Origin of the sequence: uncultured Thermosynechococcus sp. (genome assembly GCF_937958135.1) — a bacterium.
Lineage (GTDB): Bacteria > Cyanobacteriota > Cyanobacteriia > Thermosynechococcales > Thermosynechococcaceae > Thermosynechococcus.
The window spans coordinates 62033-84971 of record NZ_CALGOG010000070.1 but is presented as its reverse complement, the minus strand read 5'-3'; the positions used below and the strand labels follow the sequence as shown (position 1 = coordinate 84971).

Sequence of the window (22939 nt, the reverse complement as noted above, 5' to 3'; positions counted from 1 at the left end):
GCACCGAAGGGGAACTGTGGGTTTGGCAAGCAAACTAGAGAGAACCTGTGTGGTAGGATGTTGCTGCGGGTTTGAGCTAGAGTGCCGATGAAACTCATTGATCGCTATGGCCGCCTTTTTGGCAAGGTAAGTCTTCTAGATCTGGGGGCAGGGGTTGTTCTCCTGTGTGTTTTGGCGGGATTATTCCTTCTGCCGGGGCGATCGGGCACCTCCCTAGCACAACTGGCGGCTGCACAACCCATTGAAGTGGATGTCCTGGTTCTAGGTTTGAGCACGCCCACTCCCCAAGATCTGATTCCTGAGGGCAGTACCGCCAACTTTATCATTCGCAACCAGCCCTATGGGCAAATTACTGTGAAAAATGTACAGGTACTGCCGCGGACAGTCACCGTTTCCCAGCCCGATGGATCGGTTAAGGCACTGCCAGACCCCCGCCCAGAGATGGCCTTTAGCAGTAATCTACTGCTGACCCTTGAAGGGCGAGGCCAAATCACCAAAAATGGCCCTGTATTGGGAAATACTGGCATCAAAGTAGGGACACCCGTAGAACTAGAGGGCAAAGACTATAATTTTCGTGCCTCTGTAATTGCCGTTAGGTCGTTGTAGGGCAATAGGCAATGCAGTCAATTTCAACCTTGACCCCCTTAGGAAGGCGTGAGACCTCCACACAGGCTCGGGCAGGCGCTGTGGCGGTATCCACGTACTTAGCATAGATTTCATTCATGGCTGTGAAGTCATTGAGGTCTGCGAGATACACGGTTGTTTTCACTACCTGTGACCAATCACTGCCAGCAGCCTTGAGGACAGCACCGAGGTTGTCCATCACTTGGCGGGTCTGCTCCTTGACATCTTCCTCACCGACCATCTCACCCGTTTTGGGATCGAGGGCAATTTGCCCTGCAAGAAAGACCCATTCCCCTTGCCGCACGGCTTGGCTATAGGGGCCGACGGGCAGAGGTGCATCAGGGGTATAAATAATCACTTTTGTCATAAAACTTAAAACAATTACATCGAGGGCGCGATCGCCCTAAACCCTGATTTTACAGTGGATTGAGCCACATCTACCTGTATCAAATCAATGGATATGATAGCCAATATATTATGCATTTATACCCTCACAATCATGTCAAGAATTCAAGCATCTTAAATAATGTTAATTATCGGCAAAGTCTGTACTCCCCTTCTATAATGCTGAATTGAGCATTCGCCTCCCGAACGGGCTTTATCGTTCCATTCTGGGTCTTTAGATTCACGATTCTTCACAATCATTGATCTAAGGATCTTTCTATATTGCCGAGGTGAATGCCCTCGTTCCTTCCTTGCCTAAGAGAGAGGAGAGACTCGATGACCATCAGTCCACCGGAGCGAGAGCCAAAGGTCAGAGTCGTGGTTGACAATGACCCGGTGCCCACCTCGTTTGAAAAATGGGCAAAACCCGGACATTTTGACCGCACTTTGGCCAGAGGCCCCCAAACCACCACATGGATTTGGAACCTCCACGCTCTTGCCCACGATTTTGATACACACACGAGCGACCTTGAAGATATTTCCCGCAAAATCTTCAGTGCACACTTCGGCCATCTGGCTGTGGTGTTCATCTGGCTAAGTGGGATGTACTTCCACGGTGCAAAATTCTCAAACTATGAGGCTTGGCTGGCCGATCCCACCGGTATCAAGCCCAGTGCTCAAGTAGTCTGGCCCATTGTGGGTCAAGGCATTCTCAATGGGGATGTCGGCGGTGGTTTCCACGGCATCCAAATCACTTCGGGGCTATTCCAACTGTGGCGTGCCTCTGGGATCACCAATGAGTTCCAGCTTTACTGCACCGCCATCGGTGGCTTGGTCATGGCTGGCTTAATGCTCTTTGCAGGCTGGTTCCACTATCACAAGCGCGCTCCTAAGCTGGAATGGTTCCAAAACGTGGAATCCATGCTCAACCACCACCTCGCCGGACTACTTGGCTTAGGGTCTTTGGCTTGGGCAGGTCACCAGATCCACGTGTCGCTACCCATCAACAAACTCTTGGATGCAGGGGTGGCAGTAAAGGATATTCCCTTGCCCCATGAGTTTATCCTCAACCCTAGCTTGATGGCTGAACTATATCCCAAAGTGGATTGGGGCTTCTTTAGTGGCGTCGTTCCCTTTTTCACCTTCAATTGGGCTGCCTACTCAGATTTCCTCACCTTTAATGGTGGCTTGAACCCGGTTACCGGCGGTCTGTGGCTGTCGGATACCGCTCACCACCATCTGGCGATCGCCGTTCTCTTTATTATTGCTGGTCACATGTACCGCACCAACTGGGGGATCGGCCACAGCCTCAAAGAAATCCTTGAAGCCCACAAAGGCCCCTTCACCGGTGCCGGCCACAAAGGTCTTTATGAAGTGCTGACCACCTCTTGGCATGCCCAACTGGCCATCAACCTTGCCATGATGGGGTCGCTGAGCATTATTGTGGCGCAGCACATGTATGCCATGCCCCCCTATCCCTACTTGGCCACCGACTATCCCACTCAACTGTCGCTGTTTACCCACCACATGTGGATTGGCGGCTTTCTAATTGTGGGGGGAGCTGCCCATGGTGCCATTTATATGGTGCGTGACTACGATCCGGCAATGAATCAAAACAACGTTTTGGATCGCGTCCTGCGCCATCGCGATGCCATCATTTCTCACCTAAACTGGGTGTGCATCTTCTTGGGCTTCCACAGTTTTGGCCTGTACGTCCACAACGACACGATGCGCGCCTTTGGTCGTCCTCAAGACATGTTCTCCGACACGGGGATTCAACTTCAGCCCGTGTTTGCCCAATGGGTACAACATCTGCACACCCTAGCTCCCGGTGGCACTGCGCCCAATGCAGCAGCGACCGCCAGTGTGGCCTTTGGCGGTGATGTGGTTGCCGTCGGCGGCAAAGTCGCTATGATGCCCATTGTCTTGGGAACTGCCGATTTCATGGTGCACCATATTCACGCTTTCACGATCCACGTGACAGTGCTGATTCTGCTGAAGGGCGTACTCTTTGCCCGCAGCTCTCGCCTTATTCCCGATAAAGCCAACTTGGGCTTCCGCTTCCCCTGCGATGGTCCCGGTCGTGGCGGCACCTGCCAAGTCTCCGCTTGGGATCACGTCTTTTTGGGTCTGTTCTGGATGTACAACTGCATCTCCGTTGTGATTTTCCACTTCAGTTGGAAGATGCAGTCGGATGTCTGGGGAACTGTTGCTCCCGATGGCACGGTATCTCACATCACGGGCGGTAACTTTGCCCAAAGTGCCATCACCATCAATGGCTGGCTACGGGACTTCCTGTGGGCACAATCGTCTCAGGTGATTGGCTCCTATGGTTCAGCCCTATCCGCCTATGGTTTGTTGTTCTTGGGTGCTCACTTCATTTGGGCCTTCAGCCTCATGTTCCTCTTCAGTGGCCGTGGCTACTGGCAAGAGCTGATTGAGTCTATTGTTTGGGCCCACAACAAACTGAAGGTGGCACCGGCAATCCAGCCCCGTGCCCTGAGCATCATTCAAGGCCGTGCTGTCGGTGTAGCCCATTACCTCCTAGGGGGAATCGCCACCACTTGGGCATTCTTCCTAGCTCGGATTATTTCTGTAGGATAGGGGCGAGGAGGAGATAACTCACTATGGCAACTAAATTTCCGAAGTTTAGCCAAGACCTCGCACAGGATCCGACCACACGCCGGATTTGGTACGCCATCGCCATGGCTCACGACTTTGAAAGCCACGATGGCATGACCGAGGAAAATCTTTACCAAAAGATTTTTGCCTCCCACTTTGGGCATCTGGCCATCATCTTCCTGTGGGTGTCTGGCAGTCTATTCCATGTGGCATGGCAGGGAAACTTTGAGCAATGGATTCAAGACCCTGTCAACACCCGTCCCATCGCCCATGCGATCTGGGATCCCCAATTTGGCAAAGCCGCAGTGGATGCTTTCACCCAAGCGGGAGCTTCTAACCCTGTGGATATTGCCTACTCTGGTGTCTATCACTGGTGGTACACCATTGGTATGCGCACCAACGGCGACCTGTACCAAGGTGCCATCTTCCTACTGATTCTGGCTTCGCTGGCCCTCTTTGCCGGCTGGCTGCACCTGCAACCCAAGTTCCGTCCTAGCCTTTCTTGGTTCAAAAATGCCGAATCGCGGCTGAACCACCACTTGGCAGGTCTGTTTGGGGTGAGTTCCCTGGCTTGGGCGGGTCACCTAATCCACGTGGCCATTCCTGAGTCCCGTGGTCAGCACGTGGGCTGGGATAACTTCCTCAGCACCATGCCCCACCCCGCCGGTCTAGCGCCTTTCTTCACGGGCAACTGGGGCGTTTACGCCCAAAACCCGGACACGGCTAGCCATATCTTTGGCACCGCAGAGGGGGCAGGAACTGCGATTCTCACCTTCTTGGGTGGTTTCCATCCGCAAACTGAGTCCCTCTGGCTCACGGATATGGCGCACCACCACCTTGCGATCGCTGTGCTCTTTATTGTGGCGGGCCACATGTACCGCACCCAGTTTGGGATTGGCCACAGCATTAAAGAGATGATGGATGCCAAGGACTTCTTTGGCACGAAGGTGGAAGGGCCTTTCAACATGCCTCACCAAGGCATCTATGAAACCTACAACAACTCGCTGCACTTCCAGTTGGGTTGGCACTTGGCCTGTTTGGGGGTGATCACCTCTTTGGTGGCTCAGCATATGTACTCGCTGCCACCCTATGCCTTCATTGCCCAAGACCACACCACCATGGCCGCCCTTTACACTCACCACCAGTACATTGCCGGCTTTTTGATGGTGGGAGCTTTTGCCCATGGCGCCATCTTCCTGGTGCGGGATTATGATCCAGCCCAAAATAAAGGCAACGTGTTGGATCGGGTGCTGCAACACAAAGAGGCGATCATTTCCCACCTGAGCTGGGTGTCTCTCTTCTTGGGCTTCCACACGTTGGGTCTCTATGTCCACAACGATGTTGTGGTTGCCTTTGGTACCCCTGAGAAGCAAATTCTCATTGAGCCGGTGTTTGCTCAATTTATTCAGGCGGCCCATGGCAAACTGCTCTATGGCTTCGATACGCTGCTGTCGAATCCCGATAGCATTGCGAGCACCGCTTGGCCTAACTACGGCAACGTCTGGCTACCCGGCTGGCTTGATGCCATCAACAGTGGCACTAACTCTCTGTTCTTAACAATTGGTCCTGGGGACTTCTTGGTACACCATGCCATTGCCTTGGGGCTGCACACCACCACCTTAATCTTGGTCAAAGGCGCCTTGGATGCCCGTGGCTCCAAACTAATGCCAGATAAAAAAGACTTCGGCTATGCCTTCCCCTGCGATGGCCCCGGCCGCGGCGGTACCTGCGACATCTCCGCATGGGATGCCTTCTATCTGGCCATGTTCTGGATGCTGAACACCATTGGTTGGGTGACCTTCTACTGGCACTGGAAACACCTCGGTGTCTGGGAAGGCAATGTGGCTCAGTTCAACGAAAACTCCACCTACCTCATGGGCTGGCTGCGCGATTACCTCTGGTTGAACTCGTCCCAACTCATCAATGGTTACAATCCCTTTGGCACCAATAACCTGTCGGTCTGGGCATGGATGTTCCTGTTTGGTCACCTTGTGTGGGCGACGGGCTTCATGTTCCTCATTAGCTGGCGTGGTTATTGGCAAGAGCTGATTGAAACCTTGGTGTGGGCGCACGAGCGCACGCCCTTGGCCAACTTGGTGCGTTGGAAAGATAAGCCCGTTGCCCTCTCGATTGTGCAGGCTCGCCTCGTGGGTCTGGCTCACTTTAGTGTGGGCTATGTTCTCACTTACGCAGCCTTTCTCATTGCTTCAACAGCAGCCAAATTTGGCTGATTTGCCTGAGCTGACCTGAGTTTTTGAAATCCCCTGCCCTAGGGTGGGGGATTTTCCTTTTGCATTAAGAGTTTGCAAAGTTTGTATGGAAAATTTTTTCTCTGGTAGGATAGGGCTAGCTTTTAACGTTGGGCTGCTTTCATTGTGACTGAGGAAGAACAAGATGCTTGATAAGCTGCTAAACCTCTGGGGGTTGCCAAGAGCTTCTTTTGCCCAGTTCATGCAAGAATCTCCCTCTATGGGTGAGCAACTTCAAGAAAGCATTGGTCTTAACTTGAATGACTTAAGGGGACTGCTCATTCAATTGATTACAGCAGTAGCACTCCTCATCTTGGGCTGGATTGTGGCGCTAATTCTAGCAAAACTGACCCACCTCCTTTTGAAGCGTCTTCAGTTTGACACGCGGCTGGCTCAATTCCTAGGTGGGGATAGTGAAGCAGTGCGGAGGGTTTCTATTGCCAGTATTATCAGCGGCATTGTCTTTTGGGTCATCTTTCTGGTGGCCGTAGTGATGTTTTTAGATGCCCTGCGGTTAACCACAGCCTCTCAACCCCTCAACGCATTTCTGAATCAGATCTTTAGCTTCCTGCCTAAGCTGGGAGCAGCGATCATTTTAGGTGCGGTGGCTTGGCTGGTGGCGACGTTGGCTAAGTTGGTGGCTGTGCGGTCGGCCCAAGCACTGAATTTAGACCGTCCCCTGGAGCAGTTGGCCGAGGGGGAAGCAGCATCTCCCCCTATTTTGTTTAGTGACATGTTGGGGAATGGGCTCTATTGGTTTGTGTTGTTATTTTTCCTGCCCTTGATTTTAGGAGTTCTTGACCTTCAGGGGGCTCTTCAGCCAGTGCAAAATCTGCTCAACGATATTCTGGGGGCGCTGCCCTTTATCTTGAAGGCGGCAATTATTGCGGTTGTGGGCTGGCTAATTGCACGGATTGTGCGCGGCTTGGTGGTGAATTTAATGACCGCTTTAGGTGTGCAGCGCTTTGGTGAACGGCTGAGGTTGGGACAAGGAACACTGGGGGAATCCCTAGCAACCGGTGCGGGCACGTTGGTCTATGTGTTAATTTTGATTCCCACGGCAATCGCGGCTTTGGAGGCGCTGCAAATTGCAGCCATTAGTGCCCCAGCAACAGCAATGCTCAATCAGATTCTGCTGGCACTGCCGCGCATCTTTACGGCGGGGGTGATTTTGGTGCTGGCCTATCTCATTGGCCGCTTTGTGGCGGAGACACTGACGGGCTTTTTGGCCAGCTTGGGCTTTGACCAAGTATCTATTTGGTTAGGCTTACCAACCCCTCCTGCCGAAGGAGAACAGACCCCTGAGACGCAACGCCAGTGGCGTCAGCCTTCGGAAATCGCTGGCATTGTTGTATTGGTTGGCATTATCTTGGTAGGCGCGATCGCTGCCGTTGAAGTGCTCGAAATTCCGGCGTTGACGGCATTTGTCAGTGCCCTACTGGTCATTTTGGGTCAAGTGCTGGTGGGGATTGTCATCTTTGCGGTGGGTCTGTATTTGGGAAATTTAGCTTTTCGCGTGGTTGCCGCTACGGGTGGATCCCAAGCCCGCTTTTTGGCGCAGGCGGCGCGAATTGCTATTCTTGCCTTTGTCGGGGCAATGGCACTGCAACAAATGGGCATTGCGGCCAGTATTGTCAATCTGGCCTTTGGCTTGCTCTTTGGTTCCATTGCGGTGGCGATCGCCCTCGCTTTTGGGTTGGGATGTCGCCAAATTGCAGCGGCGCAGGTGGAGGAGTGGATTGCGTTGCTCAAGGGCAAGCAGTCTGATTCTCAATAACTGGGCAATAACGGACAGCCCTTACAAGAGACAAGAGATCCTAGGACTCAACAGGGCTGTCCTCTTCCCCTTAGTAGCGCACAAAACACTGTTTGAGCTGATTGTTTCCTGGCTGGTAGAGGACGTAACTAGCCATACCGGGCTGTCGCCCCACGGAACCCACGCCAATGAGACGCCGCTGTGGCAGGTCAAAGGTTTGTGTCTCCCTGCCGTCTAGGGTTTTCACTTCACTGGTTAAGGCTTCTGCACGAACCCAGCAGTCAAACAGTTCTCCAGAACGTCCACAGAATAGCTGATTGGCATCGGCTCGAATTAGGCGATCGCACAACACCGCCGGAGAAGTAGCCGGCGTTAAAACCTCTGAGGCACTGACCGGGCTGCCATGAACTAAGAGACAATCTAACTCATGGAAACCAAAGGGGAGCGATCGCAACCACTGCACTGAAGAGCGGGAAATGGACTCCCACAGTTGGCCCACTGCTGCCTCTCCCTGCTGGGCAATCAACTCAGGAACTTCGCCCGACAGGCCAACACCGAATAGATTAAAGCATTGCTCCTCCCACCAGCCTATACAAATCTGGGGGTCTAAAGGCTCTAGGTCAGGCATTTGCAAACGTTGCACCACAGCATCGTTTTGCCCCTTAAGACCAATGATGTCTCCTAGAACGTAAAGGGTCGTAATGGGGGGACGTTGTCGCTGTAAATCCCTAAGCACTGCCTCCAGTGCCCTCAGATTCCCCTCAATACCGCTGAGGATAGCCCAGTGAGCGATCATCGCTGGCAAACGTGATGAGGATCATCCGCTCGTTCTGCAAACTCCATGCCCCGCGCCAATCGCCATGCAAAAATTGGCGGCAACCCCTGCTCAAGAATGGCGGCGCAGGTTTTCTGGTAATCATAGGGAACTTCCCGTAGCGTGACTTCTTGGGTATCAGTGTCGTAGATAACGTAGGTGGCATTGGGACGGCCATGGCGTGGCTCTCCTACCGAGCCGGCATTGACAATCATCTTGACGCTAGCTTGAAATTCTTGGGGGGTTTCTCCCCTGTGGTGGACTCGAATCTTTCCCTCCCGTAAGTAGCGCACATAGGGAATGTGGGTGTGGCCACAGAAGAGCACATCTGCTTGAGCGGCTAGGACTCGCTCAAGGGCAGCAAATCCATGCATCCTGGGAAGGAGATATTCATGTTGGCTGTTAGGACTGCCGTGGACAAAGCACAGGTTTCCCTGGCGTAGGCTCATTGGCAATTGGGCAAGGTATTCGCGAACTTCAGGATGCAGCACCCGATTCGTCCACTCATGGGCACGTCGCCCCCGTTTTTCGGCCAATTGAGAAGGATAGCTGCATTCGCAGGCATTCAAACCCATGACAATATCTTCATCCCAGCACCCCTGACAGGTGGGAATGTCGAGGGAGCGAATCATCTCCACCACTTCATTGGGATAGGGACCATAGCCCACAAGATCACCCAGACAGTAAATTTGATCTACTCGCTGGCGATCAATATCTAACAAGACCGCATTCAGGGCTTCGTAATTGCCGTGAATACAAGAAATGACGGCGTACTTCATCCTTCAGCCTCCACCTGTGTGCGGTAGTGAACTTGGTATTGCGCTAAAACAGTGTCACTGAGGACGGCATCGGCAATGAGTTCGCGGACGGCGGCTTTGTCTAGGTGATAGCCAATCAGTTCTAAACCGCTCCAGCGTTGGGGGCGCCCTTCTAACCATGGTGGGACGTTGAGGTTGGTGTACTCGATCTCCCCAAGACCCAGACAAAAATCAACGGCAAAGGCTTGACCATCCGGCAGTTCAAAAATTCCCTTTAGCCGCTGCACTTGACCATAGGCGCCCTCTGTGAGTTCAAGGAGCAGCTCATCTAAACTGGGGGGGTCAAAGACTTGGCCGGTGAGTTCTACTTGCCACAGCTCGGGCAAAGTGGGGGCGATCGCCGGCAAGGACACGGCGGGTTCAATCACTTCATCGGCCCAGTGGCAAAATTCTGTCTCCTGGGGGGTGGCGATCGCCACCCGCTTAACCGAAGCCACCGGAAGCTGCAACCGGTGGACATCCAAGTGATAGCCAACCTCCAGGAAAAATTGCCCCTCCTTTGGCAAAGTGTTCCAGCATTTCTCTAGGCTTATTGTGGGCAAGACTTGTAATCGTGGATAGAGATACCCCATGCGTACCAAATCTACCCCCATTGCCCCATACCCCGGACAGGCGTAAAAAAGGGCTTCCTGCCAACTCTGGGCCGCTAATTGCTGCCGAATCCAGTGGGTCTTGCCGGCACCCCAACGACCGGCGACAACAATGACTTGGCAGGTATCCATGGCGTTGTTTAGTGGAAGGAGGGTTGATGGCGAATCAGGTCAAGAAATTCTTGACGGGTGCGGGCATCCTCTGCAAAAACCCCCTGCATTGAACTGGTGACCGTCCATGACCCCGGCTTTTGAACCCCGCGCATGACCATACACATGTGGGTGGCTTCAATCACCACTGCCACACCTTGGGGCTGGAGCAACCCCTGCAGGGCATCGGCAATTTGCTGGGTCAATCGCTCTTGGACTTGAAGACGCCGCGCATACATTTCACAAATGCGGGCAATTTTCGACAATCCAATCACTTTGCCATTGGGAATATAGGCCACATGGGCGCGACCAATAATCGGCAAAATATGGTGCTCACAGGAACTAAATAGATCAATGTCGCGCACTAAGACCATTTCGTTGGTGTCTTCGTGAAAAACCGCCCCATTGAGAATCTCATCAAGGGATTGATAATAGCCGGAGGTTAAAAATTTCAAGGCCTTGACCACTCGCTTGGGGGTGTCCCGCAGTCCCTCGCGATCTGGATTTTCACCCAACCCCATCAGTAATACGCGCACAGCCTGCTCCATCTCGGCCTCGGAAACGCGGGGAGAGGGAGTCATTGGGAGTGCAGCAATAGCAGCATCTGCCGTGGCTAGTTCAGGAAGGGAAAACTGGGTCATGGCTTGAAGTTTCTAACAATTTGATAACGATTATCATTCTATTTCAGTAGCTTCCAAATGTAAAGAAAAGGTGTAGGGCAAACCCCACACCTAAACATATGAAATTAATTGAAAAAGAGCTATAGCTGCTCTTAAAGTTGCGGCACAAACTGCTCTTTATCAGGAACAACAGTGTACTCGGCAACAATTTGGCGAAACTCCTCGCCATCAATGGTTTCTTTTTCCACCAACAGGTCCACCAAGCGGTCAATGACCACCCGATTTTCGCGGATGATTTTGATAGCTAATTCGTAGCTGTGCTGGACTAATTCCCGCACTTGGGCGTCAATGCGAGCGGCAATTTCCTCGGAGTATTCAGTTCGAGACACCAGATCACGCCCTAGGAACACTTCACCGTTTTGGGTCTCCAACGACAGAGGCCCTAGGTCGGACATGCCAAAGCGGGTGACCATCTGCCGAGCCATGGCCGTTACCTGTTGCAGGTCATTCCCTGCGCCAGTGGTCACCTCGGCATCCCCAAAGACAACGTATTCGGCAGCGCGACCCCCTAGAGCACCTGCCATTCGCGCCATTAACTGCGATCGCGAGATGAGACCCGCATCCTCTGAGGGCATAAACCAAGTGAGACCGCGGGCTTGGCCGCGAGGCACCAAGGTGACTTTTTGCACCGGATCGTGATCCTTCAGCAATGTACCGACAATGGCGTGACCCACCTCGTGGTAGGCAATCAGCCGCTTGCTCTTGCCGTCAATGAGCGGGGTACCCTCCATGCCTGCCACCACCCGATCCACGGCATCGTCTATTTCCAACATTGTAATTGCCGGTTTGCGGCGGCGGGCGGTGAGGATCGCTGCTTCATTGAGGAGGTTAGCCAAATCGGCTCCTGTAAACCCAGGGGTGCGGCGGGCGATCGCTTCAAGGGAGACTTCAGGCGCCAGTTTTTTGTTACGGGCATGGACACTGAGGATTGCCAAACGCCCTTTAATATCAGGGGCGTCAACAATGACTTGCCGGTCAAAGCGGCCAGGACGCAACAGCGCCGCATCCAGCACGTCAGGACGGTTGGTTGCCGCAATCACAATGATGCCGGTATTGCCCTCAAAGCCGTCCATTTCCGTCAGGAGCTGGTTGAGGGTTTGCTCCCGCTCATCGTTGCCGCCGCCGATGCCGGCACCCCGCTGGCGACCCACGGCATCAATCTCATCAATAAAGATCAAACAGGGCGCATTTTCCTTGGCTTTGCGGAAAAGATCCCGCACACGGGAGGCACCCACCCCCACAAACATTTCCACAAATTCTGACCCTGAAATGGAGAAGAAGGGCACTCCCGCCTCGCCAGCGATCGCCTTGGCTAGCATTGTTTTACCCGTCCCAGGAGGCCCGACCAACAACACCCCTTTGGGAATACGGGCACCCACCGCCGTAAATTTCTCCGGCTTTTTCAGGAAAGTGACCACCTCTTGCAGTTCTTCCTTGGCTTCATCCACACCGGCCACATCGTCAAAGGTAACGCCCGTTTTGGCCTCCATTTGGAAGCGGGCACGGGATTTACCAAAGTTCATCGCTTGCCCCGGCCCTCCCGGCACGTTGCTGGAACGGCGGAAGAGGAAGAAGAGTCCCCCCAAAAGTAAAACAGGGAAGAGCAGGTTCCCCAAAAGACCCCAGAGGGCTCCATCATTGCGAGCCGGATGCACATCAATTTCCACGTGCTGCTCCCGCAGTTTACTAATGACTTCTGGAGCCGTGCCTGGCATATCCACCCGTACCCGCAGGGGGCGACCGTTAATCAACTCCGGATCAGAGACATCAACAATGGCAGTGCGACCGTTGTCGAAAAGGTCCACTTTGCTAATCCGACCTGCATCCAGATAGTTGAGGAATCGCCCATAGCTCATGCGGGTACTCGCCGTATTGAGGGGAGGCTGACTTTGATAGAGCATTAGGTTGCTCGCCCCCTGCCAGAGGAGAACGCCCACTAACAGTACGGGTATTGACCAAAGGAGAACAGTTTTCCAAGAGACTTTCATTGGCGGCGCTTTTTATCAGGTTCTTAACTAAATTTAACATATCCCTCCCAAAGACGGGGTATTAGTTCATCATGCCCTCCAGAAGGCGATCGCGCCGTTGTTGGAGAACTGCCTGCAGCAGGGGATAGCTCTGTAACTGAGGATCCTGGGCAATCAGCTCACTGGCTGCCGATCGCGCTGCCTCTAGGCAGTCTTGATCCTCCACGAGGCTGGCCAGGGCCAAGTCTGGCAACCCCGATTGCCGCGTCCCCAGCACCTCCCCCGGACCGCGCAGCCGCAGATCCATCTCGGCGATAAAGAAGCCATCTTGGGACTGCGCCAACACATTCAACCGCTGCTTGGCAGCCTCATTGCGGGAACTATTCAGCAGTAGGCAATAGGACTGTTGAGCACCCCGCCCCACCCGCCCGCGCAGTTGATGCAGTTGGGAGAGGCCAAAGCGTTCGGCATGTTCAATGAGCATCACCGTGGCATTGGGGACATCTACCCCCACCTCAACCACCGTTGTAGTTACAAGAATATCCAGTTCCCCCTTAGCAAAGGCCTGAATCGTGGCATCCTTTTCGCCGGCGGCCATACGACCGTGGAGCAGCCCCACTCGAAAATTGGGAAAAATCTCCCTTTGTAATCGCTCGTGCTCAGCAATTGCAGATTTGAGATCTACTTTCTCCGATTCCTCCACTAGGGGCAACACAATATAGGCTTGGTGCCCCTGAGCCACTTCACGGCGAATTAAATCATAGGCATAGGGGCGATCGCCCCGTGCCAACACGGTAGTTTGAATCGGTCGGCGCCCCGGCGGCAATTCATCAATTTGACTGACATCGAGATCCCCATGGAGGGTCAACGCAAGGGTACGGGGAATTGGCGTTGCGGTCATGGTTAAGACATGGGGCAGGAGTCCTTTAGCTTGCAGCTTTGCCCGTTGGGTCACCCCAAAACGATGCTGCTCATCAATGATCACCAGCCCCAGTCGTTGAAACGTCACTCCCTCTTGGATCAAGGCATGGGTACCCACGAGCACGGGGAGTTCCCCCGTTGCCAATTGACTTAAAATCTGGCGGCGCTTAGCGAGGCGAGTCGAGCCTGTGAGCAGTTCCACCGGCACATGGAGGGGGGTGAGCCATTCCAAAAGCTTGCGATAGTGTTGCTCCGCCAGAACCTCTGTGGGGGCCATCAGTGCCCCTTGATACCCGGACTGCACTGCCGCCAATAGGGCAATTACGGCCACCACGGTTTTCCCTGACCCCACATCCCCTTGGACAAGGCGATTCATGGGAATCGGGCGCTCCAAATCCGCCAAAATTTCCGCCACCACCCGCTGCTGTGCCCCCGTCAGTTGAAAGGGCAACCGTTGGTAAAACTGCTCAATCAGTTTGCCCTGGGGGTTAAGGGGGGCGCCGGCCTGCTGCTGCTGCTGTCGCCGTCGTTGGAGTAACCCCAGTTGTAGGTAGAAAAATTCATCAAAAACTAGCCGCCGCCGCGCTAGACTCAGCTCTCTTTGATCGGGGGGAAAGTGAATATATTGCAGCGCCCTGTCGAGGGGAATGAGGTGGTGACGTTGGCGCAGACTCTGCGGTAAAGGATCAGGATAGCCCTGCACCAACGGCAAAATGCAATTCACTGCCCGGCGGATGACATCGGGGGAAACGCCCTCCGTGAGCGGATAGACGGGCACAATTCGGCCAATGGTCAGGGAGTCGATCTCTGCCCCGGCCCGATCGAGGACTTCCAACTGCGGCTCCTCAAGGGTGAGGCCGTACTTGGTCAGTTTCACAAGGCCAGAGGCGGCGACGATTGTCTGGGGCGCATAAAGACGTTTTTGCTGCTCTTGCCACGCCCGTTGAGCATAGCGAGCACCGGCATAAAAGCGACTGAGGCGAATTTGCCCACTGGAGTCCTGAAGGATAATTTCTAAGATGGTCAGCTTGGCATTGCGGGGACTGGTAAAACAGTTGCAACGGCGGACTTTACCCACCACCGTCACCGTCTCCCCCGCTTGAAGTTGGCCAATCGGCACTTGGCGGGCATAGTCAATGTGCTCGCGGGGGAAATAGTAAATAAGATCGGCAACCGTGTAAAGTCCTAGTTTTTCCAGTTTTGCTGCACTGCGATCGCCAATCCCCTTCACCGTCTTGAGCGCCTGATTGAGGGAAGGGGAGCGCGGGGGTGGACTCGTGAGTTGGCGGTGGACATCGTAGAGCAGTTGGCGCGTTTGTACCACCAGATGCCGGCGTTGGCTGGGGGATAGATCGTTGTAGTGGGCGTAGGCAGCTGCCGTTTCCTGCCAGCGATCGCGCACCGACAGGGGCAACTGTTGTAGCGGTGTTTGAGTCAAAGCTTCATGTAAATATTCATTGAAGCGATAGGTATTGCCCTGAAGGTTGCAAAAACCCCGCTCCGTTTCAATGGCAAGGGCGCGTTGTAGGCGTGGCCAGTCAAGAGACATAGTAGGCCTCCTTACTTAGTGCTCACCATCCGTTGCCTCCTCGGGGACACTTGTGGCTGCGTCTGGGGCTTCATTGGCTTTCCAAGTTTGCCACCATGCCCGACTTGCTTTGAGCACTAGATATTGCCGTTGTTTTTTATGGAGTTGCTTCTGGAGGCTGGCCAAGCGAGCTTCTAGTTGGCGAATTTGACTGCGCTGTTTGGCAAGGGGTGGGTGCTGAAACTCCAATTCTTCCAGTTGGAGGTAAATAGCTGCCATCGGCTGGTGACCAGACCATTCCCCTTGAGACTCAGCCGTGTTTTGCTCCTCTTCTCCTTCTCCTTTTGTCTTTTGCTCATCCAGCATCACGGTCAACAAATGGGGAATTCGCCCCAAGGGACGATTTTCGGCCTTACTGGCAATCTCTAAAATGACAGCAATCGGAGCAGGGGGTAAGATAGCTGCCCGTTGTAACAAATGATTAATCTTGAGTGAACTCTGGTAGAGGACGTGGCTCAATTGCTCCCCTAGGGAGGGAGTTTCCTGTTCCTTGCCTGAGTTTGCCTCTAACGGTTCTTCCCCATTCATCGCCTCTTGCATCAGGCCTTTTTGGCGACGGGGCTGTAACTCCAAAATAGCAGCTTCCAAAGCTGTGGCCAGTTCAACAATCTGATGCTGGAGTTCCTGCCGCTCTGCGCCTTCAAGATTCAAAAATTGCTCTGGAAAGACTTGGGTACAGACCTGATACGTAACCGTAATCAACTGCTGGCGGGCGATGGGGGCGAGCATCTCTAAATAGAGATCATAGAGCTGGCGCATCTCGGCCCCTCCGGCCAATAGCATCCCCTGTAACCCTAAAATTTCCCGCTCAACGGCTTCTAAGCTACCGGACATACAGGCCCAGAACTGCAAAACGGCAAAAAACAGTACTGCTGCATTTAGAGGACTGTTTCTACAATCTATTACAAAATCTTGATGAGGACAGCCTACTCACCGACTCGTGGCAAGATGGTAAAGCTACAACGCTGAAGCAAAAACATGGAGATTGTTCTTTGGCTGCAGGCCGTCATTCTCGGCTTGGTGCAGGGCATTACCGAGTTTTTACCCATTAGCAGCACGGCTCACCTGATTCTCTTTAGTGACCTGTTGGGATGGAAGAGTATTTGGCATAAAACTGCCCTAGATGCAATGCAGTTTGGGAGTGTGATTGCCGTTTTTGGCTACTTTTGGCAAGACATTCGCCAAATTCTCCAAGGGGCTTGGCGGGCATGGCAACAGCGGGATTGGCAGCAAGAGGAATGGAAGCTATTGGTGGGGATCAGTGTGGGTACAATTCCCGCATTGGCGGCTGGATTCATTCTGAAATTGGCTAAAGTAGCGCTGGATCGCCCTCAGATCATTGCCACCATGGCGATCGCCATGGCCCTTCTTTTGGGACTGGCGGAGAAATGGGGTTCGCGCAAGCGCACGTACCAAGACATTACGGTTCTCGATGGCTTTTTGGTGGGCTGTGGGCAGATGATTGCCCTTTTGCCAGGGGCTTCGCGATCGGGTTCCACCTTAACCACCGCCTTGTTTTTGGGTCTAGAGCGGCAAGCGGCCGCTCGCTTTTCCTTTCTTTTGGGCATTCCCACACTGACAATTGCCACCCTTGTGCAAGCCAAGGATGTGTTTGATGAGGGAACACTCTGGATTCCCTTGGTGATTGCCACCCTCTCCAGCATGGTGTTTTCCTACTTGGCGATCGCTTGGCTGCTACAATTTTTGCAGCGCCATTCCACTTGGGTCTTTATTTGGTATCGGATTGGCCTAGGAGCCGCCCTGTGGGGCGCGATCGCCCTTGGTGGCCTGTGAACCGAGGGAAGAACATTTAGCAAAATTTAACCAAACCTGTGGTCGAGATCACAGAGAAATCATCGGTGCCCTGCCATACTAGATGTGAAATCCCAAAAATAGGCGAATCCATAGAAAAAGCCTATACACGCTTAATTATTCATTCAATAGCGGCAGAAATACCTGATGCATTTATCTTAGGTAATGCGGGGGAATTAAAACTGTGTGTTCTATGCCCAGCACGAGAGCCAATAGTGAGCTAAAGAATTCCACCCTCTCGTTGTTGCAGGCATACCGAGAGAACCCTGCACCGGAATTGCGGAATCGCCTTGTCGAGTTAAACATGGGACTGGTGCGCAGGGAAGCCCACCGCTGGGTACAGTGCAGCCAAGAAAGTTTTGACGACCTCATGCAAGTGGGCACCTTTGGCCTTATTCACGCCATTGAACGCTTTGACCCGAGTAAGGGGGTGGCTTTTAGTTCTTTTGCTATTCCCTACATTCGCGGTGAAATTCAACACTACCTGCGAGATAAAAGCCCCCAAATTCGTGTGCCTCGCCGTTGGCAAACATTGCAAAGTCAAGGGAAACGAGTGATTCAGGAGTTAAGCAAACAACTGCATCGCCCTCCCACCGATAGTGAAATTGCCCAGGCCCTCGATGTCTCCCTGGAGGAATGGCAAGCGGCCAAATTTGCCGGCTATCACACCACTCCGGTGAGCCTAGATGCCCCTACCTTTGAAGACGAAGAAGACACTGTTTCTCTTGGGGAAATTGTCCCCGATCAGCGGTACCAAAGTTTTCAACTCGCCCAAGAGGATTGCATTCGTTTGCAGCAGTGCCTGCAAAAACTGGAAGCTCGCACCTGTCAAATTCTGGAATTTGTCTTTTTGCACGATTTGAGTCAAAAAGAAACCGCTGAACTTTTGGGGCTAAGTGCGGTCACGGTCTCTCGACAGATTAAAAAAGGTCTGCAAGCCCTACAACGAATGATGAGCCGCGACGAGGCGGACTGAAAACACATAAAATATAACTATGGCTGATTTTGCTGCTCCCCTCGCGGCTTTAAGGGCACATCGTTGGTTCAAACTGATTAACGGTGCCAGTTTCCAAGATGTTGCCCAAATCTACAATCTGACATTGGCTTATACGCTGGCAGGGGCTGACTGTATTGATGTGGCCGCCGATCCGGCGGTGATCTACACTGCCAATGACGCTTTGACCGTTGCCGAACGCCTTGGTGCAACTCGCCCCCTACTAATGGTGAGTATTAATGATGGGGCTGATCCCCATTTTCGTAAGGCGACATTTGATCCGCATCGCTGCCCACCGGGGTGCGATCGCCCCTGTGAACGTATCTGCCCTGCCCAGGCCATTCAGTTCAATGCCTCGGTACAAGGGGTGCTGCGCGATCGCTGTTATGGCTGTGGCCGCTGTTTGCCCCTCTGCCCCTTGAACTTGATTACCACTGCGGAACAACCCGCAGTATTTGAGGACATTACTCCCTTGATTGCCGATGGCACGATTCAAGCCCTTGAAATTCATACCCAACCCCGGCGCTATAGGGCTTTTGCCGAGCTTTGGCAGCGCGTGCGTCCTTGGGTGCGGTATTTACAGGTGCTGGCGATTAGTTGTCCCCAAGGGGAGGGAGTCATTGACTATTTGCGCTGGATCAATAGCCAGATTCAACCCTTGGAGTGTGCCCTCATTTGGCAGGCGGATGGTCGTCCCATGAGTGGCGATATTGGCGATGGGGCAACGCGAGCCACAATCCAGTTTGGTCAAGCAATTTTAGGGGCAAATTTACCCGGATTTGTGCAGTTAGCGGGGGGCACAAATGGCCATACGGTTGCTAAACTCAGGGCAATGGGATTGTTAGATCCACAGGGAATTGCCGGTGTTGCCTATGGTAGTTATGCCCGCAAACGCCTTGCCCCTTTCCACGCGATCGCCGACCAACCATGGCAAACTGTGCCTGCCGTCCTTGCAGCGGCTGTTGCTGAAGCAGCAACCCTTGTCTCTCCTTTGAAATCTGTCCCGTTACCCTCTGTACCCTATGGTTGAATTGACTGCTGGACAACGCCAAGTGATTGACGATCTCGATCAATTGTTGGCCATCCTGCCGCCGCCCCTTGGCCAGTCCCTCACCGATCACCCGCAGCGGGAAGAACTGCTAGAAATTGTCCTAGATTTGGGGCGTTTACCAGAAGCGCGGTTTATCCACAGCACCCAATACCTTGCCGAGACTCCCGTCAGCCGTGAGATGTTGCAATATGCCGTGGATCGAGTGGGCGAGTTTAGCGGCGATAATCGAGCCGGGATTGAGCGTACCTTGCACCGGATTAGTGCCCTGCGCAATCGTCAAGGAACGATTATTGGCTTGACTTGCCGCGTAGGTCGGGCGGTCTTTGGCACAATTGGCATGATTCGCGACTTGGTCGAAAGTGGCCAGTCCATCTTGCTATTAGGGCGTCCTGGCGTCGGTAAAACAACGGCACTGCGGGAAATTGCCCGCGTTCTTGCCGATGAGCTACACAAGCGGGTAGTGATTATTGACACCTCCAATGAAATTGCCGGCGATGGTGATATTCCCCATCCAGCCATTGGTAAGGCGCGACGCATGCAGGTGGCACGCCCAGAACTTCAGCATCAGGTGATGATTGAGGCGGTGGAAAACCACATGCCCCAAGTCATTATCATTGATGAAATTGGCACAGAGCTAGAGGCGCTGGCGGCTCGCACCATTGCTGAGCGAGGCGTACAACTCATTGGCACAGCCCACGGCAATCAGATTGAGAACTTGATCAAAAACCCGACCCTTGCAGACTTGGTAGGGGGCATTCAATCGGTTACTCTTGGTGACGAGGAAGCGCGGCGGCGCGGTACCCAAAAAAGTGTTCTTGAACGTAAAGCCCCGCCCACCTTTCAAATAGCGGTGGAAATGCTGGAGCGCGATCGCTGGGTTGTCCATCTTGACGTGGCTGCCAGTGTCGATCTCCTGCTGCGGGGTCGTCAGCCATCTCCTGAAATTCGTGGTGTTGCTGCCGATGGCTCGGTGGTGATTAGTCGTCCCGAATCTCCCCCCCAGCGATCGGAGGTGCAATCTCTGCCTCAGCGCCCCTCTTGGCGTGACAGTGGCCAGATGCTGCCCGTTGTTGAGGCTCATAAAGAACCCCTGCGGGCAAATTTTGCTCAACTACTGGAGGCAACTTTGGATGCACCCACAGTGGGGCCAAATGGTGAAGAACTGCCTTTGCATGTTTTCCCCTACGCCGTGAGCCGCCACCATCTGGAACAGGCCATTCGCACCCTCAACCTACCCATTGTTGTCACCAAAGATATTGATCAAGCCGATGTCATTTTGACGCTGCGCTCCCATCTCAAAGGGGAAAGCAAGCTACGGCATCTTGCCCATATTCATCATTTACCCGTACATGCTATTAAAACTAACAGCATGGCACAAATTGTGCGGGGGTTACGGCATTTGCTTGGTATTGAAGACCCTAGCCCAGCAGAGTCAGCAGATCTCTCCCTCTTTAGTCCCACAGGGAGCGATGATGAACTGGAAGCCCTTGAGGAAGCACGCCTGGCGGTTGAGGAAATTGTGATTCCCAAGGGGCAAGCGGTAGAGCTATTACCGCGATCGGCCAACATTCGGCGGATGCAACACGAGTTGGTTGAGCATTACCAGTTAACCTCCTGTAGCTTTGGCGAAGAGCCGAATCGGCGGCTGCGGATTTATCCTAATCTCTCTCGTTGATCAAGTGGGAGAAGTCACCAACTCCTGCAACAAGATCGCCACCGGGTTAAGACGTGACTAATGATGCCCAGTTTCAGCCCCGCCCTGGGTAAAGCAAAGGAATTCGCTTTTGAGATGTGGGAGCGATCGCCCCCTAGGGTATGATTGTAGGGTCAAGCTCTAGGAACCGTAGGTAAGACCCGACCCAATGGGGTTGCTGAGCCTGCGCACCAGAGCCATGGAAAACGGTTGGAATTACAAGTTTAGGATGGCCACCCCTTTACTCCTACGTGCTGCCCGTGGTGAAAACGTTGAGCGTCCGCCCATTTGGTTGATGCGGCAAGCCGGGCGCTATATGAAGGTCTATCGTGACCTGCGCGATCGCTATCCCTCGTTTCGCCAGCGATCGGAAATTCCTGAACTCGCCATTGAAATTTCGCTCCAACCCTTTCGTGCCTTCGCCCCAGACGGGGTAATTCTCTTTTCGGATATTCTCACGCCCTTGCCGGGGGTTGGGATTCCCTTTGACATTGTGGAGAGTAAAGGGCCAATTATTGACCCACCCATCCGTACGCTTGAGCAGGTGCAGCAACTCCATCCCCTGGAACCGGAAGCGGCCTGTCCCTTTATTCGTCCGATTCTTTCGACACTGCGCCAAGAAGTGGGCGATCGCGCCACCGTCCTAGGATTTGCCGGTGCCCCTTGGACCCTTGCGGCCTATGCCATTGAGGGCAAAAGTTCCAAGGACTACATCGAAATTAAAACCATGGCCTATCGCGAGCCAGACTTGCTCCACAAGTTCTTGAGCCATTTGGCCACTGCTGTTGCCGATTATCTGTGCTACCAAATTGACTGTGGTGCTCAGGTGGTGCAACTGTTTGATTCGTGGGCGGGTCAACTGAGCCGTCAGGACTACGATGCGTTTGCCTTCCCTTACCAAAAGCAGGTGGTGCAACAGGTCAAAGCCGTCTATCCCGATGTGCCGATCATCCTCTATATCAATGGCAGTGCTGCAGTGGTGGATCGCATGGCGGCAACGGGGGTGGATATTGTCAGCCTTGATTGGACAGTGGACATCGGCACGATTCGCCAACAGTTTCCTGCCAGTGTCGGTCTGCAGGGGAATTTAGACCCGGTCATGCTCTTTGCCCCCCAACCGGTGCTCAAGGAACGGGCACTCGCGATTATCGAGGCAGGTCGCAAGGGCAAATATATTTTTAACCTAGGTCACGGCGTTCTTCAAGGAACCCCTGAGGAGAATGTGGGTTTTCTCTTTGATCTGGTGAAGTCTCTTGCCCCATGCGCATCCTAATTACGGGCGCCAGTGGTTGCATTGGTCAGTACATCTCTGAGGCGCTGATCCAGCAAACAGATCACGAACTCTTTTTGTTGGTGCGCAACCCCGCCCGGCTGCAAATTGAGCCTCGCCGGCGATCTGGGGTGAATGTGATCCAAGGGGATTTGATGGATTTGACGCCCTTGGAACCACTGTTGCCAACCCTCGATGTCGCAATTCTGACGGCAACTGCTTGGGGAGGAAAGAACGTCTTTGCCATCAATTACGAGCAAACTTGCTCTCTGCTCAAGCAACTCGATCCCCAACGCTGCCAGCGGGTCTTTTATTTTTCCACGGCAAGTATCCTCAATCATCAGATGGAACCGCTGCCGGAGGCGGGCACCTTGGGCACAGACTACATTCGCTCGAAGTATCAGTGTCTCCATGCCATTGAACAACTGCCCGTGGGCGATCGCGTGATTGAACTCTTTCCGACCATGGTGTTTGGGGGAGGGACTGATGGGAAGCGTCCCTCGTTTATCACGGAAGGGATGCGTGATGTCCTCAAGTGGTTGTGGTTAGCTCGCTTTTTCCGAGCAGAGGCCAGTTTTCACTTTATCCATGCCCGCGATATTGCCCAAGTGGTTCTCTACCTATTGCAGCATCCTGAGTATCCAGTACCGCGCCGTGTGGCTCTGGGTAACCCGCCAATTACTGTCAATGAGATGTTGGCACAGTTATGCGCTGCGGTAAAGCTGCCAATTTATGTACAAGTCCCCTTGACACTGCCGGTGATTAACTTCTTTGTGCGAGTATTTCGAGTGCAAATGTCGCCGTGGGATTATTTTTGCTTAAACTATCGCAACTTCACCTATGAGACGGTGCTCAATCCTCAAGCTCTGGGGCTAACCCCCTACTGTGCCACGGTGGCGGATTTGCTACGCTGTAGTTTGGGTACAGCAGACCTCTAAACCAACCATTGCGGAGTC

The 22939-nt window shown here is 53.4% G+C and carries 18 protein-coding genes; 10 read left to right on the top strand and 8 right to left on the bottom strand.

From position 1 onward, the window contains the following. The first annotated feature begins 87 nt into the window (after positions 1-87). Complete coding sequence (locus Q0711_RS08720; RefSeq protein WP_298616482.1) at positions 88-606, top strand: DUF4330 domain-containing protein; 519 nt, start codon at positions 88-90, stop codon at positions 604-606. Here the strand turns inward: Q0711_RS08720 and Q0711_RS08715 are convergent. Beyond that, positions 593-991 carry a RidA family protein gene (locus Q0711_RS08715; RefSeq protein ID WP_298616480.1) on the bottom strand — a complete coding sequence of 133 codons (399 nt, stop codon included), beginning with the start codon at positions 989-991 and terminating at the stop codon, positions 593-595. The genes Q0711_RS08720 and Q0711_RS08715 overlap by 14 nt on opposite strands. A 353-nt stretch (positions 992-1344) precedes the next feature. Between Q0711_RS08715 and psaA the strand changes: the two genes are divergently transcribed. The 3 genes from psaA (at position 1345) to Q0711_RS08700 (ending at position 7656) form a co-directional block, all read left to right on the top strand. After that, positions 1345-3612: a photosystem I core protein PsaA gene (gene psaA / locus Q0711_RS08710; protein ID WP_298616476.1), complete on the top strand. Its 2268-nt coding sequence runs from the start codon at positions 1345-1347 to the stop codon at positions 3610-3612. Positions 3613-3635: 23 nt separating this feature from the next. Further along, complete coding sequence (psaB, locus tag Q0711_RS08705) at positions 3636-5861, top strand: photosystem I core protein PsaB (protein WP_298616474.1); 2226 nt, start codon at positions 3636-3638, stop codon at positions 5859-5861. 238 nt (positions 5862-6099) lie between these two features. After that, entirely contained in the window at positions 6100-7656 is a 1557-nt protein-coding gene (locus Q0711_RS08700; protein ID WP_298616472.1) for a mechanosensitive ion channel, read from the top strand. 70 nt (positions 7657-7726) lie between these two features. Here Q0711_RS08700 and Q0711_RS08695 read toward each other — a convergent pair whose 3' ends face one another. From Q0711_RS08695 to Q0711_RS08665, 7 genes are all read right to left on the bottom strand, one after another. Beyond that, entirely contained in the window at positions 7727-8431 is a 705-nt protein-coding gene (locus tag Q0711_RS08695; protein WP_298616471.1) for a metallophosphoesterase family protein, read from the bottom strand. Continuing rightward, positions 8428-9228 (bottom strand): metallophosphoesterase family protein, encoded by an 801-nt coding sequence (locus Q0711_RS08690; RefSeq protein WP_298616469.1) that lies wholly within the window; start codon positions 9226-9228, stop codon positions 8428-8430. The genes Q0711_RS08695 and Q0711_RS08690 overlap by 4 nt, the downstream gene beginning before the upstream one ends. Next, positions 9225-9989, bottom strand: a complete 765-nt coding sequence (locus Q0711_RS08685) for a GTP-binding protein (protein ID WP_298975582.1) — start codon at positions 9987-9989, stop codon at positions 9225-9227. The genes Q0711_RS08690 and Q0711_RS08685 overlap by 4 nt, the downstream gene beginning before the upstream one ends. Before the next feature lie 8 nt (positions 9990-9997). Then, positions 9998-10588 (bottom strand): GTP cyclohydrolase I FolE, encoded by a 591-nt coding sequence (folE, locus tag Q0711_RS08680; RefSeq protein WP_298614239.1) that lies wholly within the window; start codon positions 10586-10588, stop codon positions 9998-10000. A 191-nt stretch (positions 10589-10779) separates the two neighbouring features. Next, entirely contained in the window at positions 10780-12675 is a 1896-nt protein-coding gene (ftsH2, locus tag Q0711_RS08675; RefSeq protein WP_298614237.1) for an ATP-dependent zinc metalloprotease FtsH2, read from the bottom strand. Between the two features lie 61 nt (positions 12676-12736). After that, positions 12737-15124, bottom strand: a complete 2388-nt coding sequence (recG, locus tag Q0711_RS08670; protein WP_298975586.1) for an ATP-dependent DNA helicase RecG — start codon at positions 15122-15124, stop codon at positions 12737-12739. 15 nt (positions 15125-15139) lie between these two features. Beyond that, positions 15140-15997 carry a hypothetical protein gene (locus Q0711_RS08665; RefSeq protein WP_298611998.1) on the bottom strand — a complete coding sequence of 286 codons (858 nt, stop codon included), beginning with the start codon at positions 15995-15997 and terminating at the stop codon, positions 15140-15142. Positions 15998-16141: 144 nt separating this feature from the next. Here Q0711_RS08665 and Q0711_RS08660 point away from each other — a divergent pair, with 144 nt between their 5' ends. The 6 genes from Q0711_RS08660 (at position 16142) to Q0711_RS08635 (ending at position 22921) form a co-directional block, all read left to right on the top strand. Continuing rightward, positions 16142-16957: an undecaprenyl-diphosphate phosphatase gene (locus Q0711_RS08660; protein WP_298612001.1), complete on the top strand. Its 816-nt coding sequence runs from the start codon at positions 16142-16144 to the stop codon at positions 16955-16957. A 211-nt stretch (positions 16958-17168) separates the two neighbouring features. Continuing rightward, positions 17169-17951, top strand: coding sequence for an RNA polymerase sigma factor SigF (locus Q0711_RS08655; RefSeq protein WP_299042295.1), 783 nt, complete (start codon positions 17169-17171; stop codon positions 17949-17951). 19 nt (positions 17952-17970) lie between these two features. Next, on the top strand, positions 17971-18999 hold the full coding sequence (gene ldpA, locus Q0711_RS08650) for a circadian clock protein LdpA (protein ID WP_298612007.1): 1029 nt from the start codon (positions 17971-17973) through the stop codon (positions 18997-18999). Next, a complete protein-coding gene (locus Q0711_RS08645; RefSeq protein WP_298612010.1) occupies positions 18992-20695 on the top strand; it encodes a R3H domain-containing nucleic acid-binding protein in 1704 nt (567 codons plus the stop codon). The genes ldpA and Q0711_RS08645 overlap by 8 nt, the downstream gene beginning before the upstream one ends. A 247-nt stretch (positions 20696-20942) precedes the next feature. Further along, positions 20943-21986, top strand: a complete 1044-nt coding sequence (hemE, locus tag Q0711_RS08640; RefSeq protein WP_298612013.1) for a uroporphyrinogen decarboxylase — start codon at positions 20943-20945, stop codon at positions 21984-21986. Continuing rightward, complete coding sequence (locus Q0711_RS08635) at positions 21974-22921, top strand: NAD(P)-dependent oxidoreductase (RefSeq protein WP_298612016.1); 948 nt, start codon at positions 21974-21976, stop codon at positions 22919-22921. Before hemE ends, Q0711_RS08635 begins: the two co-directional genes overlap by 13 nt. Positions 22922-22939: the final 18 nt, after the last annotated feature.